The sequence below is a fragment of the Aestuariibaculum suncheonense genome, assembly GCF_014596935.1.
Classification (GTDB): domain Bacteria; phylum Bacteroidota; class Bacteroidia; order Flavobacteriales; family Flavobacteriaceae; genus Aestuariibaculum; species Aestuariibaculum suncheonense.
Map to the genome: position 1 here is coordinate 190,529 of NZ_JACVXC010000001.1, position 16,475 is coordinate 207,003.

At 36.5% G+C, this 16,475-nt stretch carries 13 protein-coding genes; 6 read left to right on the forward strand and 7 right to left on the reverse strand.

What is annotated here, in order from left to right; genetic code table 11:
* The first annotated feature begins 33 nt into the window (after positions 1 to 33).
* Positions 34 to 474, forward strand: coding sequence for a LexA family protein (locus ICJ84_RS00820; protein WP_188214462.1), 441 nt, complete (start codon positions 34 to 36; stop codon positions 472 to 474).
* 82 nt (positions 475 to 556) lie between these two features.
* Here the strand turns inward: ICJ84_RS00820 and ICJ84_RS00825 are convergent, their stop codons facing one another.
* From ICJ84_RS00825 to ICJ84_RS00855, 7 genes are all read right to left on the reverse strand, one after another.
* Positions 557 to 850 carry a FoF1 ATP synthase subunit delta/epsilon gene (locus ICJ84_RS00825; protein ID WP_188214463.1) on the reverse strand — a complete coding sequence of 98 codons (294 nt, stop codon included), beginning with the start codon at positions 848 to 850 and terminating at the stop codon, positions 557 to 559.
* Positions 851 to 876: 26 nt separating this feature from the next.
* Positions 877 to 2,385 carry a F0F1 ATP synthase subunit beta gene (gene atpD / locus ICJ84_RS00830; RefSeq protein ID WP_188214464.1) on the reverse strand — a complete coding sequence of 503 codons (1,509 nt, stop codon included), beginning with the start codon at positions 2,383 to 2,385 and terminating at the stop codon, positions 877 to 879.
* Between the two features lie 166 nt (positions 2,386 to 2,551).
* Positions 2,552 to 4,078: an SGNH/GDSL hydrolase family protein gene (locus ICJ84_RS00835; protein ID WP_188214465.1), complete on the reverse strand. Its 1,527-nt coding sequence runs from the start codon at positions 4,076 to 4,078 to the stop codon at positions 2,552 to 2,554.
* 10 nt (positions 4,079 to 4,088) lie between these two features.
* Complete coding sequence (locus ICJ84_RS00840) at positions 4,089 to 6,836, reverse strand: TonB-dependent receptor (RefSeq protein ID WP_188214466.1); 2,748 nt, start codon at positions 6,834 to 6,836, stop codon at positions 4,089 to 4,091.
* A gap of 201 nt (positions 6,837 to 7,037) precedes the next feature.
* A complete protein-coding gene (glmS, locus tag ICJ84_RS00845) occupies positions 7,038 to 8,885 on the reverse strand; it encodes a glutamine--fructose-6-phosphate transaminase (isomerizing) (RefSeq protein WP_188214467.1) in 1,848 nt (615 codons plus the stop codon).
* Positions 8,886 to 8,893: 8 nt separating this feature from the next.
* A complete protein-coding gene (locus tag ICJ84_RS00850; protein ID WP_188214468.1) occupies positions 8,894 to 10,627 on the reverse strand; it encodes a DUF4270 domain-containing protein in 1,734 nt (577 codons plus the stop codon).
* Positions 10,628 to 10,655: 28 nt separating this feature from the next.
* On the reverse strand, positions 10,656 to 11,462 hold the full coding sequence (locus ICJ84_RS00855; protein ID WP_188214469.1) for a glycogen/starch synthase: 807 nt from the start codon (positions 11,460 to 11,462) through the stop codon (positions 10,656 to 10,658).
* 254 nt (positions 11,463 to 11,716) lie between these two features.
* Between ICJ84_RS00855 and panC the strand changes: the two genes are divergently transcribed.
* The 5 genes from panC (at position 11,717) to radA (ending at position 16,475) form a co-directional block, all read left to right on the forward strand.
* On the forward strand, positions 11,717 to 12,568 hold the full coding sequence (gene panC / locus ICJ84_RS00860; protein WP_317173617.1) for a pantoate--beta-alanine ligase: 852 nt from the start codon (positions 11,717 to 11,719) through the stop codon (positions 12,566 to 12,568).
* A 13-nt stretch (positions 12,569 to 12,581) separates the two neighbouring features.
* Positions 12,582 to 12,932, forward strand: coding sequence for an aspartate 1-decarboxylase (gene panD / locus ICJ84_RS00865; protein ID WP_188214471.1), 351 nt, complete (start codon positions 12,582 to 12,584; stop codon positions 12,930 to 12,932).
* A gap of 12 nt (positions 12,933 to 12,944) precedes the next feature.
* The gene (locus ICJ84_RS00870; RefSeq protein ID WP_188214472.1) at positions 12,945 to 13,904 is read left to right on the forward strand and encodes a lysylphosphatidylglycerol synthase transmembrane domain-containing protein; all 960 of its coding nucleotides are present in this window, start codon (positions 12,945 to 12,947) and stop codon (positions 13,902 to 13,904) included.
* A gap of 64 nt (positions 13,905 to 13,968) precedes the next feature.
* A complete protein-coding gene (locus ICJ84_RS00875; RefSeq protein ID WP_188214473.1) occupies positions 13,969 to 15,117 on the forward strand; it encodes an alpha/beta hydrolase in 1,149 nt (382 codons plus the stop codon).
* Positions 15,117 to 16,475, forward strand: a complete 1,359-nt coding sequence (gene radA / locus ICJ84_RS00880) for a DNA repair protein RadA (protein ID WP_188214474.1) — start codon at positions 15,117 to 15,119, stop codon at positions 16,473 to 16,475. Before ICJ84_RS00875 ends, radA begins: the two co-directional genes overlap by 1 nt.

Sequence of the window (16,475 nt, forward strand, 5' to 3'; positions counted from 1 at the left end):
TTTAAATGATTATATTTGATTAAATGATATGTTATGACATTGCACGATTCTAATAGCTTAACTTTTTTTACGCCCGAAGATTCAGATGCGCTTGGTGCTGTGTTTTTCGATACAGGTATTTCTTGTGGGTTTCCTTCACCAGCCGAAGATTTTAAAGAACAACGTTTATCGTTAGATAAAGAGTTAGTACGAAATAAAGAAGCCACATTTTTTGCCCGTGTTAGCGGTCAGTCGATGATAGGTGCGGGACTTGAGGATAACGATTTGTTGGTTATTGATCGAAGTTTAGAGCCACAGAATAACCGAATAGCCGTGTGTTTTTTAGATGGTGAATTTACGGTAAAACGTTTGAGAGTAGAGCAGGGTGAAGTGTGGTTGAAACCTGAAAATCCGAATTACCCGATTATAAAAATCACTGAAGAAAATGAATTTATTATTTGGGGCATTGTCACCAATGTAATTAAGAAGGTGTAATTATACTTCAAAAGATGTATGTATAAAATAAAAAACGCGAAACTAAATGTTTCGCGTTTTTTTATTCTGAATAAAGGAAGGTTTAGTCAACTAAAACAATCACTTTATTATCTTTCATTTCAACAGTGCCAGATTTGATTTTTAAGGTTAAAACTTTGTCATCATCGTGGTGAGGATTAACTTCAGAATGTAACGCATCAAAAACCAGGTGGCTTTGTGTATGTGTATGAATTTTAATGGTTCCTTCAGTTAAAATAGACACGATTGCGGCGTGGTCATTTAAAATCTGAAACTCACCATTAATACCAGGTAATGCTACAGAATCAACTTCTGAGTTAAATAGGGTAGCTTCTGGTGATACAATTTCTAAATTCATAATGTTTTATAATTTTCTATTGAATATTAAGCTTCAGCTAACATTTTCTCTCCAGCTTCGATGGCTTCTTCAATAGTTCCTTTAAGGTTGAACGCTGCCTCTGGTAAGTGATCTAATTCACCGTCCATAATCATGTTAAATCCTTTGATAGTTTCTTTAATATCTACTAATACTCCCGGAATACCAGTAAACTGCTCAGCTACGTGGAATGGTTGAGATAAGAAACGTTGAACACGTCTTGCGCGAGATACTGCTAATTTATCTTCTTCAGATAACTCCTCCATACCAAGGATTGCGATAATATCTTGTAACTCTTTGTAACGTTGTAACAACTCTTTTACACGTTGTGCACAGTCGTAGTGCTCGTTTCCTAAAATATCAGCAGTTAAGATACGAGACGTAGAATCTAATGGATCTACTGCAGGATAAATACCTAACTCAGCAATTTTACGAGATAATACAGTTGTAGCATCTAAGTGAGCAAACGTTGTTGCAGGCGCAGGGTCAGTTAAATCATCCGCAGGTACGTAAACCGCCTGTACAGATGTAATAGATCCTTTTTTAGTTGAAGTAATACGCTCTTGCATCGCACCCATCTCTGTTGCTAAAGTTGGTTGGTAACCTACCGCAGATGGCATACGACCTAATAATGCAGATACCTCAGAACCAGCTTGTGTAAAACGGAAGATGTTATCTACGAAGAAAAGTACGTCTTTTCCTTGTCCGTCTCCAGCACCATCACGGAAGTACTCTGCAATTGTTAAACCAGATAAAGCAACACGTGCACGTGCTCCTGGTGGCTCATTCATCTGTCCGAATACGAAAGTTGCTTTAGATTCTTTCATTTTAGATTTATCTACTTTAGATAAATCCCATCCTCCAGCTTCCATTGAATGCATAAAGTCTTCACCGTAACGGATAATTCCAGACTCTAACATCTCTCTTAAAAGGTCATTTCCTTCACGAGTTCTCTCTCCTACACCAGCAAATACTGATAAACCACCGTGACCTTTTGCAATATTGTTAATTAACTCCTGAATTAATACTGTTTTACCTACACCGGCACCACCAAATAATCCAATTTTACCTCCTTTTGCATAAGGCTCAATTAAGTCGATTACTTTAATACCAGTAAATAAAACTTCAGTAGAAGTTGATAAATCTTCGAATTTTGGAGCTGATCTGTGGATTGGTAAACCCGCTTCACCAGCTTTTGGTAAATTTCCAAGACCGTCAATAGCATCACCAATTACATTGAATAAACGTCCGTAAACATCATCTCCAATCGGCATTTGTATAGGTGCTCCAGTTGCAACAACCTCAGTTCCTCTGCTTAAACCATCAGAAGAATCCATAGCAATTGTACGTACGGTGTCTTCACCAATGTGAGACTGTACTTCTAATACTAATGTAGAACCATCAGCTTTCTTAATTTCTAATGAATCATAAATTTTTGGAAGTTCTGAACCGGCAGCGAACTCAACATCGATAACCGGACCTACTATTTGTGCAACTTTACCTGTAACTTTAGACATTACTTATATGTTTAATATTATGCGTTTTAATTCAATGAAAACACTTTTAGTTTTCGGCTGCAAAGATAATTTTTTTAATTTAAAAAGAAAGTTGTTTTTTCAGGTTTTTTAGAATAAAAAAACACCCTCATTTTGAAGGTGTTAAATTTTATTATTGAAACGCTTGTTATTGCAGAGCTGGCGAATAATTGGTTGGGTAATCTCCGGCTTTTAAAACATTACCAGATTCTGTAAAATTTGAGCCAAACGCTATATCAATAGCTTCTAAAAATTTATTGGCCAAATAAGCATATCCTCTAGCGGTCAGATGTACCCCATCTAAGCTAATGGCACCTCCAGTGGCCAGATTCGCTTTTAATATAAAGTCATCAAAAATGACGCCTGTTGTAGCTAACTGGCTTAATGTCGTATTCAAATCTACCAATGCTAAGTTGTCATTGTTGTTTACTACAGACGCTATGGTTGCGTTGTAAGCATCAGTTGCTGTTTTAATTGATGTTTGTTCTTCTGGAGTTAAAACCCATTTGTCGGCTAAAGGTATTGCAACTCCATTAACAGTTTGAGGATTGCCAGCTACAGCTTCGGTTCCTATAAAATTAGATGCTGTTAATACTATTAAATCATCAGCAGTTGCCTGTCTTATGCTAATTAGGGCTGCATTTAAACTTGTTAAATCTGTTAAACTTTCATCCATTATAACAACCGCATTGGATTCGGAAGCTTCAAAAGTTATTGTTCTTTTTGAAATTTCGGTGTTAGCATCTGCTTGAGACATTAAATTATTGGCTACTAAATAAGCAAAAGCTTGTGTGATCCCTGCATTATATGCACCATATGCAGATGCGCTATTTAAGTAAGCAGCAGTTGCAGCATCTAAAGGAATAGGGTTGTAAGGTACGGTTGTAAAATGTGGCAGGTCTTTTACATAGGGTACATTAGTGACTACTCCTTTGGCGCCATTTGTAGTTAAAGCAGTAACTGCCGCATTAAATGAAGCGGCAAAAACATTAGGGTCAGTAATATCATTTCCTTGATAGGTTGCAGGGTTTGGATTTCCTGTTTGATCTGTGCCATCACCTCCTGCAAGTGCATAACTTAAAACGTCGTTTCCGCCAATTTCAGATAAAGTGAAAAATGTAGGGTTTTGTGCTACTGCTTCTCCTAAAACGGTTGCTGTTTGCGGAGAGGAAGTCATTCTTCCAAAATATGGATTTAGCATGCCATATCCGGAAAATCCTAAATGAAAACTTTTTAATCCTGGTATACCGTAATTGTTAAAGGGTCCGTTTACAGGTGATGTAATTTCGGTAGATGGAGTGGCGTTTAAAACCTTGGGTGAAGACGAAGCAATATCAAAGTATAGTCTTGGAGATGCAGCAACTACTCCGTTTAATAAAAAACCTCCAATATTATCATTCATTAAAGGTTGTTTAAAATCACCACCTTCAGCTAAAGTAAAAATACTGGCGAGCATATTTGGGAATGAATTTTCCTGACCAGCTTTAAATAGAGCGCCATCTGTATATCCCGCTGTAAATGATCCTCCAACAGCTATATAGTTTGAAAAGTCGACATCGCCAGTTGTGAATTCAGGAAAAGTCGTTTCCGCTTCTTCGCGGCTAACATCTTCTATGTCGTTACACGCAGTAAACCCCGATGCAAATAATAACAGGGCTATATATTTTAATTTCATAATGTTCATTTTATAAGTTATTAATTACCCAAGACACATAGTACATAGACCCAATATAACCGGTTCCAAATGCGGTATAATATTCTTTACCGGTTAGGTTAGTCCCTCCAACTTTAAATTGCGATTTAAGGGCAGGAACTTTGTAGCTAATTTGAGCATCTAATACATGGAATTCAGGAACAACACCATCGCCGAAAGTAGCTTCCCAAAAGTAGTCGTCGCTAAAGCGGTAAGCTATATTGAAACCAAAATTCTTAAACAATTCGGTATTACCGAACGAGGCTTTAAATTTATGTTCTGGTGTGTTGAAGTTGGTTACAAAGCTAGGGTATTTAGCCTGATCAAAATCGAGTTTTGCATAGGTGTAACTTCCGCTTAAGTCGAAGTTGCCAAATATTTTTGTAGATAAACCAAGTGAAGCTCCGTAAGAATTAACATCAGCTTCAGAATTTGTATAGGTACCGTAAATTTGATAATCTCCGTTTAAGATGGCATCTTCGGCTAATGCTTCACCGGCAGTTCCGTAAAGGGGAGATACGACTCTACCTTGTGAAATAAAATCTTTGTATTTATTGTAGTAGGCGCTAAAATCAACAATTAAATGGCTGAATTTGCCTCTATACCCTATTTCGGCTGAAGTAACTTGCTCCGGCTTTATGATATCTGGATTTGCAACTTCTAAAATGGCTGTATTTCCTGTAGCTTCGGCAGTTAAGGCAGATGTTGCAGTATATGAATTTTCATAGCCAGCGCGTCCTGTTTGCGTTACTGTTGCTGGTTGTCCTAATAACTGTCCTGAAGTGCTAACGTCATAGCTTCTAGAATAGCGGTCTAAATTGTTAGGTGCAGAACCAACTAAAACATAAGCTCCCGTGTCAAGTCCGATAAACAAATCCTGGGTTGTAGGGTTTCTAAAGCCTGTTTGAACAGAAGCTCTAACATTATGGTCTTTATTGATTGTTAAACCAGCTGAAAGTCTAGGAGAAAAGAAGCCATCGAAAAATTCAGATTTATCGAAGCGTATTGATCCTGTTAGTTTTAATTCTAAAGCATCACTTAATTCTAAGTTTTTCTGAATTTGTGTATAAATTCCAAATTCAGAATAGTCAATTGTTCCGTCTTTATCGGTATAAATAGTTCCAAAGGAATTCAAGTTATACTTTCTGTAGGAACCACCAATTTGAATATCAGCCCAGTCAATTAAATCACTAAAGTTGTAATTTCCGTCGGCATGATAGTATTTTGAAGCATCCTGAAATCGTGAACCTGTTAAAATATCAGGATCGTTTATACTTTTATTAAATGCCGCTTTAAACTCAGGTGAACCAGGTTCAAAACGACCGGTTTCTGCGGCTGCTCTTGCAGCTGCATGAGCCTGATCTTCGGTAGCACCACTTAAAGTAGCGCCTACAAAAGTAGTTATGTAGTCACCAAACCATTGTTCGTCACTTTTCCATGCCCTGTTAATTTGTATGGCTGTGGCAACCATATCGTAAGAATCACCGGCTTTATCGCCCACCATATAACCTCTTAAAAAGAAGTTGTTATTTTTTAATTCTATTTTGTGTTGTTGTTGAAAAAAGCCATCAATATAGTATCTGTTCGTTCCCTGGTATATGGTTGAACCTGTACCTACTTTCCCTTGATAAGATATTTCAAAATCGTTTTCAAACGGACGGTAGTATAACCCCCAGTCAGCTTTAACACTTTCAGCATTGTAATCAGTTAAATCGCTTTCATCGTACCCTGTTCTACTCACAGAAACATTTGGTACGATGCCAAGTCCGCCAGAAGCCGCTCGAATGTTGGTAGAAACGATATCACCATATACGTTTACGCCATTGTAATTTATATTATTCTCTCTCGTGCCTCCAACCATAGTTTTATCTTCAATACTGTTGGCTGCCCAATCCGTTCCTTTTAGGTAACCAAAGTTTATTTTTGCGGCAAATTTGTTACTAAATTTATGGGCGACACGAATTCCAAAGTCAGTATACGGGTTATCTCCTGCTGCTTTTTGGGAGGTTAGACCTTGCTTGTAGTAGGCACTAATGCCCGGATGATCAAATGGATTTTTACTACGCATGAATAAAATACCGTTAAAGGCATTGGCACCATAAAGTGCTGACGATGCTCCTGGCAGCAACTCAACGCTTTCAACATCGGTTTCAATCATACCCACCAAGTTTCCAATTGGGAAGTTTAAAGCAGGCGTAGAATTATCCATACCGTCTACCAATTGCATAAAGCGGTTGTTGGCAAAAGTTGCAAATCCTCGGGTGTTAACCGATTTAAAGGTTAAACTGTTGGTGTTAACATCTACACCTTTTAGATTTTCCAGACCGTCGTAGAAATCGACAGCTGTTGTATTTTTTATGTCTCTTAATCCAAAGCGTTCTACGGTTACCGGAGACTCGAATATGCGTTCTGGTGTTCTGGATGCCGAAATAACGACTTCATCTAATGAGGTTCCTTCTTTTAAAATAAAGGTTATATTTTGTCCGTTTTTAGTAACTTCTACTGTAGCTGAATCAAAACCAACACTACTGGCCTTTACTTGAAAAGGCGGATTCATATTTACAGTTAAATTGAAATTTCCATCAAAATCGCTTACAGTTCCTGTAGATGTTCCCAGAACAACTACATTGGCCCCTGGAACGGGCAGGTCATTGTCGTCTTTGACAATACCAGTTATTGTTGTTTGCGCATAGGAGGCAAAACAGCATAAGAATACATAGAGCGGGAGGAATGTTTTCATTTAATAAATTAGTTAAATTTTAGTTTAGAATAACACAAAACAGATTGCGTATTGATAAAAATATAAAAAATTATGCATGCATAGTATATTTTAGCAAAAAAAATGAATGAATTTTGTGTATTCTGAAATTTGAATAATAAAATAAAAGGCCAGGATTAAATTTAATCTTGGCCTTTTATTTTATAAAGTTATGTTGATTAATTATTCCACGGTAACTGACTTTGCCAGGTTACGAGGTTGATCAACATTTTTGCCTAATAAGACAGCTATATGATATGACAACAGCTGAAGCGGAATGGTTGTTAGTAATGGCGATAAGGATTCTAAAGTTTCTGGAACTTCAATCACATGATCTGCAAGTTCTCTAACTTGTTCGTCACCTTCGGTAACAATACCAATAATTTTTCCTTTTCTCGATTTGATCTCCTGAATGTTACTTACCACTTTTTCGTAATGCCCTTTTTTCGTAGCGATAACAATAATTGGCATATTTTCATCAATTAAAGCAATCGGGCCGTGTTTCATTTCTGCAGCAGGATACCCTTCGGCATGAATATAGGAAATCTCTTTAAGTTTTAAAGCACCTTCCAAAGCTACCGGGAAATTGTATCCGCGCCCTAAATATAGACAGTTGCGAGAATCTTTATATAAATCGGCAATTTGTCTAATATGCGTATCAGCTTCTAATGATTTTTCTACCTTCTTAGGAATCATTTCTAACTCTAAAAGATGCTGACGGAATTCTGAACTACTAATCGTTCCTTTTGCTCTGGCTAATCGTAAAGCCATAAGTGTTAAGACCGTAATTTGAGTCGTAAAGGCTTTCGTTGAAGCCACACCTATTTCAGGTCCGGCATGTGTATAAGCACCAGCATGCGTTTCACGAGCAATAGATGATCCTACCACATTACAAACACCGAATACAAAGGCCCCTTTAGACTTTGCTAGTTTTATAGCGGCTAAGGTATCGGCTGTTTCACCAGATTGTGAAATAGCGATAACAATATCGTTCTCGTTAATTATTGGATTTCTGTATCTGAACTCTGAAGCGTATTCTACTTCAACAGGAATTCTGGCTAAGTCTTCAAATATGTATTCGGCAACTAAACCAGCATGCCATGAGGTTCCGCAGGCTACAATAATAATACGATTGGCATTAAGGAATTTTTTCATGTTGTCCTCAACACCAGCCATTTTAATGATGGCTTCGTTTCTTAAAAGACGACCACGATACGTATCTGTGATAGCTTTTGGCTGTTCGTGAATTTCCTTTAACATGAAATGCTCGTAACCACCTTTTTCAATCTGTTCAAGATTTAATTTTAACTCTTGAATATATGGGTCGACTAAAGAATCGTCTTTTATTTTTCTAACTTTTATCTCTCGATGAAGCCTGATAATGGCCATTTCTTCATCTTCCAGATAAATAGCATTTTTGGTATATTCTAAAAACGGAGAAGCATCACTGGCGATAAAGAATTCATCTTCACCAACGCCAACAGTTAACGGACTTCCCAAACGAGCGATAACAATTTCATCTGGGTTATTTTGATCGAAAACGGCAATAGCATACGCCCCAATAACTTGGTTTAGTGCTATTTGAACAGCTTTGCCAAGTTTAACATTTTCTTGCTTTTGAATTTCTTCAATTAAGTTGATTAAAACTTCGGTATCGGTATCCGATTTAAAGGTGTAACCTCTGGAGATTAATTCTTTTTTAAGTGATTCGTAATTCTCGATAATTCCGTTATGGATAATCGCTAGGTTACCAGAGTTAGAAAGATGAGGGTGAGAGTTTACGTCGTTAGGTACGCCGTGGGTTGCCCAACGGGTATGACCAATGCCTATATTTCCGTATTTATTATTCTCGTTTTCGCAACGTTCTTCAAGGTCAGATACTTTGCCTTTAGTTTTAGATATTTTTAGGTTTTCACCATTATAAAGCGCTACACCGGCACTATCATATCCTCGATATTCAAGACGTTTAAGGCCTTCAATAATGATAGGATAGGCCTCGCGTTTACCTATATATCCTACAATTCCACACATATGTTTAGTTACTTTGGTTCTGTGAAAAATACTTCTAATTTCATTTTTACATCTTCGGAAACATTGTCGTTTGTTCCATGTAAAATAGTTCCTCTTGGTGTGATAATAGATGCAGCAGGGACGTTAGTCACTTCGTCGTTATCACTATTTAGGATTCTTGCATTAGAGGTTGAGTTTACGTTAGTCGATAGAACTAAACCAACTTTTGTGTTTGTTGAGTCTCTTAATAAAATGTTATTTAGATGCTCAGTAATACGAATTTTGTATTTTGCTTGACCATTCTCGTCGTTTTCTCGACGTTGCCCTAAATGTACAATAACAGAATTGTAGGGATCTGCAGTGTTAGAAATTGGGTCTAAAGAATAATCTATTAAAGGAATGTTGTTTGCAATATCGTAAGCATAAATACGGTCATATTTGTGAAAATCTTCATCACCGCCAGTATTCATAGCTTCATCTTCATATATGATTAACTGTGCATCGTTAATTAGACGTTTCAACAAGTAATTACCTCTTTCATCTTTTTTGTAAGTATACTCACCATTAACTTTCCCAAGAGGTATTCTGTGTTTATGTTTAAAAGCATCTAAAGTACTCATGGTTTCACCTTCGTAATCTGAAGTTCCTGCAAATAGGTCTACAATAGCCATAGAACCTTCAGTGCCTTTAAGATATAATTTTGAATCTCCTTCGGTTGAGTTGCCTTCCGGTAAAGTTACCAAATTGTAGTTATTGATAAATGTATTTAAACGTTTTCCGGAAAAACTTAAAGTATAAGTACTGTTCGATGTGGTTGTAGTTGCATTGTCGCCAGTACCTGTTGTTGTTGAGTACGAGTAATATATGGTAATATTCGCATCTGAAGACCCCAAGTTTAACATTAACATTTGACCATCAGTTCCAATCGCTTCAGCTTTAAAGTATAGCCCTCTGAAGTAATTTTGAAAAGCACTAGCGCTTGTTAAAACATCATTATCTTCTTGATTAATGATGTTAGATTCCCAGAAATTGGTATTGTCCAATTTTACGCGAAATGCCGGTGCAATATTAGTGGTAGATGTTATTTCTCCATCTTCATCCTTTGTTTCTAAATTTATTCTTTTTGCACTAGGGGTAAACTCTTCAATTTTTAAAATAGTATCGGTTGTATACTTGTGGTCATCAAAATTAATGGTTGAAGACCCGTTCAATGCAAAATTATCGGTAACATTTATTTCGCCATCAGCTTTAGAATAATAATACTGAGCTTGACCAAGAGGCGCACTAGGATCGAAATCTCTTAAAAAATATTCGTTTTTAAAAACAGTAAGCTTTATAGGTGCTTCGGCATTGCCGTATAGCGAATCTGAAATGGTATATTCATTTAAGCCTTCATCATCAAGTCCAGTAACTCTACTGTAGTACGGAATAGTAATAACTACTGAATCAATAACCGTATTATCACCAAAATTAGGGCTATACGTTGATGGGGTAACCTGTGTGATTATACTTGCCGTGGTTTGACCAAAAGCAGGATCGTTAAAAACACCGAGAAGGTTAGATGTTAAACCATCAATTTGTAACGAGTTTAATTTTTTATTGTAAGCTAGTATGGGTAAGGACTCTTTATTGGTTTGGAAATTCGTGTTGTCTTCTCCTAAAACATCACTATCAACTGAAGCAAAGTCTTTGTCGCAAGCCAGAAAAGAAGATATAACTACTGTACAAACTGCAAATTTAAGGGCGCTAATGGTCTTTTTCATATATAGTTTTGAAAGATATTTGGTTTACTTATAACACGTGTTCATTAAAAAATGTTGTGTAAGCCGTGCCAAATTCATCTTTTGGTTTGTATTCTAAAGTAGGTTTGTTTGATGCGTCTACATAAGCTTTTAAATCTTCAGGAATTTCTTCAGATCCAATAATAAGCGCATCAGAATAATCAATCGCTACTTTCATTAAATTTACGTACGAAGGTTGTTCAAGAACTTTGATGGTGTCTTCGTTAATATTGTCAAATTTAACTTTATTAACCATATCTTCATTTAATGAATTGTTAAAACTTTGGCTGTAAACCGAGGTTACAATCTTACTTTCATTAAATAACGGTTCATCTTTATAGTATTCTTTCAGGTATACTGGTAATAATGAAGCTAGCCAGCCGTGGACATGAATGATATCTGGAGACCAGTTTAGTTTTTTAACTGTTTCGATAACGCCTTTGGCAAAAAAGATAGCGCGCTCGTCGTTGTCTGGAAATAAGTTTCCATCTTCATCGGTTAGGGTTGCTTTTCTCTTGAAATATTCATCGTTATCAATAAAATACACCTGAATGCGCTCTTTTGGTATCGAGGCTACTTTAATAATTAACGGCATATCTAAATCGTTAATCACTAAATTGATACCAGAAAGTCTTATAACTTCATGTAATTGATGTCTTCTTTCGTTAATGTTGCCGTATCGTGGCATAAAAATCCTTATTTGCCCACCTTGCTGATTGACTAATCTTGGTGCTTCAAAAGACATTGAAGAAATTTCGGTTTCCGGTAAATAAGGCACTACTTCAGATGATACATACAATATCCTCTTATCTTTCATGTGTTTTTATTTATTGCTTTATAAGTACTTAATATGTTAAACAGGGGCTAACCTAAATAACGTTTGTTTTAGTTTTTTTTAGTGGCCTAATGCAACAATAATGCGGTATTTCTGCAATTTTAGAAATACAATTTTCTTGTTTAAATAAGGCGTTGCTTTTTTTAATTCAAAATAAAAAACACGCAAAAGTACAAAAATTTATGCAGATTGCTTGTAAAATCTTAAGTTTGCACCCGCTAAATTTAAATAGAACTGTGGAAGTTTACTCAGAAAAACAACAAATTACGAAAGTATTAAGTGCTTTTAAAGACCAAAAGTTAAGCATTGGTATGGTGCCAACTATGGGTGCGTTGCATCAAGGGCATTTGGCTTTGGTAGAAAAAGCATTGAAGGATAACGATAAGGTTGTTGTAAGTATTTTTGTGAATCCAACGCAGTTTGATAATAAAGACGATTTACAGAAATACCCTAGAACTTTAGAACGCGATGTGGAGTTGTTAACGGGGGTTAGTAAAGAGCATATTTTAGTTTATGCACCTTCTGTTGAAGATGTTTATGAAAGTAAACTGGAAGCCGAGCATTTCGATTACGACGGATTGGAGCATGAAATGGAAGGTCGTTTCCGTGATGGGCATTTCGATGGTGTTGGAACTATTGTAAAGCGTTTATTTATAATTGTAAGACCAGATAACGCTTATTTTGGAGAGAAAGATTTTCAGCAGTTGCAAATTGTGAAGAAACTGGTTGAAAAGCATAATATACACGTGAATATTGTGGGTTGCGATATTTACAGAGAAGATTCTGGGTTGGCGATGAGTTCTCGAAACACACGATTAAAACCTGAATACCTTGAAGCAGCGCCATTTATTTACAAAACTTTAACAGTTGCTAAGGAGTATTTTGGTACAAAAAGTGCAGAAGAAGTAACTCAATGGGTTGAAAATGAGTTTAAAAGTCAGCAGTTGTTAGAATTGGAATATTTTATAATTGCCGATGTTGAAACTCTTAAAACCGTAACAGAGAAAGAAAATAACAAACAATACAGAGCGTTTATTGCAGTATATGCAGATGATATTAGACTAATTGATAATATTGCTCTAAATTAATTACCTTTGCCACATGCAAATTCAAGTCGTAAAATCTAAAATTCACAGAGTTAAGTGTACCGGTGCGGAACTTAATTATATTGGTAGTATCACTATCGATGAAGATTTAATGGAAGCTGCCAATATTATACAAGGCGAAAAAGTTCAAATTGTAAATAACGACAATGGTGAGCGTTTAGAAACGTATTGTATTCCAGGTCCTCGTAATAGTGGTGAAATTACTCTTAATGGAGCAGCAGCTCGTAAAGTCGCTGTTGGCGACACGTTAATTCTTATCACTTATGCTATTATGGATTACGAAGAAGCTAAGACTTTCAAGCCTTCTTTGGTCTTCCCAGATGAAGCAACAAACTTATTAAAATAAATTTTCGATTATTTGAAGCTCAGGATAACCAAAGTCTTAAAAATAGTACTTCCTTTATTTTTGGGGGTGTTTTTAGTCTGGTATTCCTTATCTAAAGTTTCGGTTGAAGAAATTTTTCAATACCTAAAAGAATCGGATTACGGTTGGATTCTTTTAGGTGTTTTTTTAGGGCTTTTAAGTCATATGTCCAGAGCCTATCGCTGGCGTTTTCAGTTAGAGCCTATGGGGTATCACGTAAGGTATGCCAATAGCTTTATGGCGGTTTTTGCCACCTATTTAATAAATTACACCATTCCAAGAGCTGGCGAGGTGGCGCGTGCATCGATTCTTTCAAATTATGAAGATGTGCCTTTTGAAAAGGGTTTCGGTACTATTGTTTCAGAACGCATCGCTGATTTGATTGTGATGATGGGGATTATCCTAATCACGCTTTTTGTGCAGTTCGATTTTATTTACGGCTTTTTTATTGAACGATTAGATCCTGTAAAGATTACGGTTTTAGCTCTAGTCGGTGCTGTTGGTTTCTTTTTGTTTGTTACTTATTTAAAGCGAAGCGATTCTAAATTTGCTCAAAAAATAAGAACTTTTGTTTCTGGTTTGGTTGAAGGCCTTTTGAGTATTTTTAAAATGAAGAAAAAATGGCCATTCATTTTTCATACCCTGTTTATCTGGACGATGTATGTGCTTATGTTTTACGTGACGTCGTTTGCGATTCCCGATTTAAAAGGTATTTCTTTAGGTGTTATTTTAGTGGGATTCATATCGGCAAGCTTCAGTATAGCCGCTACCAATGGCGGTATTGGGTCTTATCCGTTGGCGGTTTATGCAGCTTTTTCGTTATTCGGAATTGCTGAAGAGCCAAGTATTGCTTTCGGATGGATTATGTGGGCATCTCAAACCCTTATGATTATTATTTTTGGAGGGCTTTCATTAATTTACTTGCCAATCTACAACCGAAAAAACAAGGAGTAACCCGTTTTATAGTTGTAGTTTATTTCATAACTTGCCCTAATAAATCTCAAATCATTTTCTAACCATGAAATGTATACTTTCTGTTTTAATCCTGTTAGTTTCAATTAATGTGACTCAGGCCCAGGTAAAACTTGAGAAAATTGAATCTTCTAGATTAGGAGATACCCGAGAAATTAAAATCCAGTTACCACGAGGATACGGTAGTGATAAAAACAAAACCTATCCGTTGTTTGTAGTTTTTGATGGTGATTATTTGTTTGAAGCTGTTGTGGGAAACACCGATTATTACGCCTACTGGGAAGATATGCCTGAGGCGATTGTGGTTGGAATTAATCAGTTCGATAAACGTTACGATGATTGTTTGTATTCCGAGCAAAATTCATTACCAATAGAAAGCGGCGCGAGTTTCTTTGAATTTGTGGGCATGGAGTTGATTCCGTATATACAGAATAAGTATAAAGTCGGTAATTTTAAAGTAGCTGTCGGTCACGGAGAAACTGCTAATTTTATTAATTACTTTTTGTTAAAGCCTCAGCCTATATTTCAGGGCTATATTGCGATGAGTCCGGTTTTAGCGCCAGGTATGATTTCATTTTTACCAGGACAATTAAGTAAAACGGTTTCAAAAATATTTTACTATTTATCGTATACCAATAACGATATAGGTTCTGTAAAAGATATGGCTAAGGTGCTAAATCAGGATATGGCTACGGTGAATAATAAAAATGTCGTTTATAAATATCAAGGCTTCGAAGGGCCATCTCATTATTCTGTTCCGGCGCATGCGTTGCCAAATGCTATTGAAACGATTTTTAGCGTGTATAAACCAATAAGTAAACAGGAATATCAGGATGTGATTTTAAAACTTGAAGATTCTCCAGTGGCTTATTTAGAAGCAAAATATCAGTCGATTTACGATTTATTCGGAATTAAAAAGCCAATTTTGGTGAATGATTTTCGAGCTATAGCAGCAGCTATTGAAAAGAAAGAGGCTTTTGAATATTTCGAACGATTGGGCGATTTAGCACGTGATGCTTATCCGGAGACTTTACTCGGAAACTATTATTTAGCAAGGTTCTATGAAGAAACAGGAGACTCTAAAAGGGCTATGAAAACCTATCAGTCGGCTTATATTTTAAAAGAAATTGGAGGTATTACAAAAGATTTAGTATTAGAAAAAGCCGAAGCAATTAAAACAGATTTTGGGTATTAATGGCAAAAGTTAAAACAACCTTTTTTTGTCAGAGTTGTGGTTCGCAGTTTGCGAAATGGCAAGGGCAATGTAATGCCTGTAAAGAGTGGAATACCATTGTAGAAGAGGTGATTCAAACGCCTGAAAAAAGCGATTGGAAATCGCCAACATCACCGGTAAAAAAAGCAGCAGTTCCGCTGCGTGTTAAAGATATTGATGTTTCTAAAGAACCACGATTAGATACGTTTGATGGAGAGTTGAATCGCGTGTTAGGTGGTGGCATTGTGCCGGGATCGCTAACGCTTTTAGGAGGTGAACCGGGTATTGGTAAAAGTACCTTGCTGCTTCAAATTTCATTAAAACTGCCTTATAAAACACTTTACGTTTCCGGGGAGGAAAGTCAGAAACAGATTAAAATGCGTGCCGAACGCATCAATCCAAATAACAACAATTGTTATATTCTAACGGAAACAAAAACCCAAAATATTTTTAAGCAAATTGAAGCCTTAGACCCCGATGTTGTTATCATCGATTCCATTCAAACATTACATAGCGATTATATCGAATCATCTTCAGGAAGTATATCTCAAATTAAAGAATGTACCACAGAGTTGATTAAGTTTGCGAAAGAAACCGCTACACCAGTCATTTTAATTGGGCATATCACGAAAGACGGTAATATTGCCGGACCAAAAATCCTGGAGCATATGGTCGATACGGTATTGCAGTTTGAAGGTGATCGCAATCATATTTTCAGAATTTTAAGAGCGAATAAAAATCGTTTTGGCTCTACCAATGAACTCGGTATTTATGAAATGCAAGGCTCTGGTTTACGTGAAGTAACCAACCCATCTGAAATTTTAATTTCCAAAAAAGATGAAGAACTTTCAGGGAATGCTGTAGCTGCTACATTAGAGGGTATGCGGCCGTTAATGATTGAGGTTCAGGCTTTGGTGAGTACTGCCGTTTATGGTACGCCACAACGCAGTGCTACTGGATTTAATGCCAAGCGATTGAATATGTTGCTGGCGGTTTTAGAAAAGCGAGCAGGCTTTCGATTAGGAGCTAAAGACGTTTTTTTAAATATTACCGGTGGTATTACGGTTGATGATCCGGCGATAGATTTGGCAGTAGTTGCTGCTATTTTATCATCCAATGAAGATGTGGCTTTGGAAAAGGATTTTTGCTTTGCTGCAGAGGTTGGTTTATCAGGTGAAATTCGTCCGGTACAACGTGTGGAGCAACGTATTTTAGAAGCTGAAAAATTAGGTTTCTCAACTATCTTTGTCTCGAAGTACAACAAGATTTCTCTGAAGAATACGGTGATAAAAATTCAAATGATTTCAAAAATAGAAGATCTGGTAGGTTTTATTGTTTAA

Coding starts and splice junctions, on each gene's coding strand:
- ICJ84_RS00820 (WP_188214462.1), top strand. CDS start 34: ATGACATTGCACGATTCTAATAGCTTAACTTTTTTTACGCCCGAAGAT.
- ICJ84_RS00825 (WP_188214463.1), bottom strand. CDS start 850: ATGAATTTAGAAATTGTATCACCAGAAGCTACCCTATTTAACTCAGAA.
- atpD (WP_188214464.1), bottom strand. CDS start 2,385: ATGTCTAAAGTTACAGGTAAAGTTGCACAAATAGTAGGTCCGGTTATC.
- ICJ84_RS00835 (WP_188214465.1), bottom strand. CDS start 4,078: ATGAAATTAAAATATATAGCCCTGTTATTATTTGCATCGGGGTTTACT.
- ICJ84_RS00840 (WP_188214466.1), bottom strand. CDS start 6,836: ATGAAAACATTCCTCCCGCTCTATGTATTCTTATGCTGTTTTGCCTCC.
- glmS (WP_188214467.1), bottom strand. CDS start 8,885: ATGTGTGGAATTGTAGGATATATAGGTAAACGCGAGGCCTATCCTATC.
- ICJ84_RS00850 (WP_188214468.1), bottom strand. CDS start 10,627: ATGAAAAAGACCATTAGCGCCCTTAAATTTGCAGTTTGTACAGTAGTT.
- ICJ84_RS00855 (WP_188214469.1), bottom strand. CDS start 11,462: ATGAAAGATAAGAGGATATTGTATGTATCATCTGAAGTAGTGCCTTAT.
- panD (WP_188214471.1), top strand. CDS start 12,582: ATGCAAATTCAAGTCGTAAAATCTAAAATTCACAGAGTTAAGTGTACC.
- ICJ84_RS00875 (WP_188214473.1), top strand. CDS start 13,969: ATGAAATGTATACTTTCTGTTTTAATCCTGTTAGTTTCAATTAATGTG.
- radA (WP_188214474.1), top strand. CDS start 15,117: ATGGCAAAAGTTAAAACAACCTTTTTTTGTCAGAGTTGTGGTTCGCAG.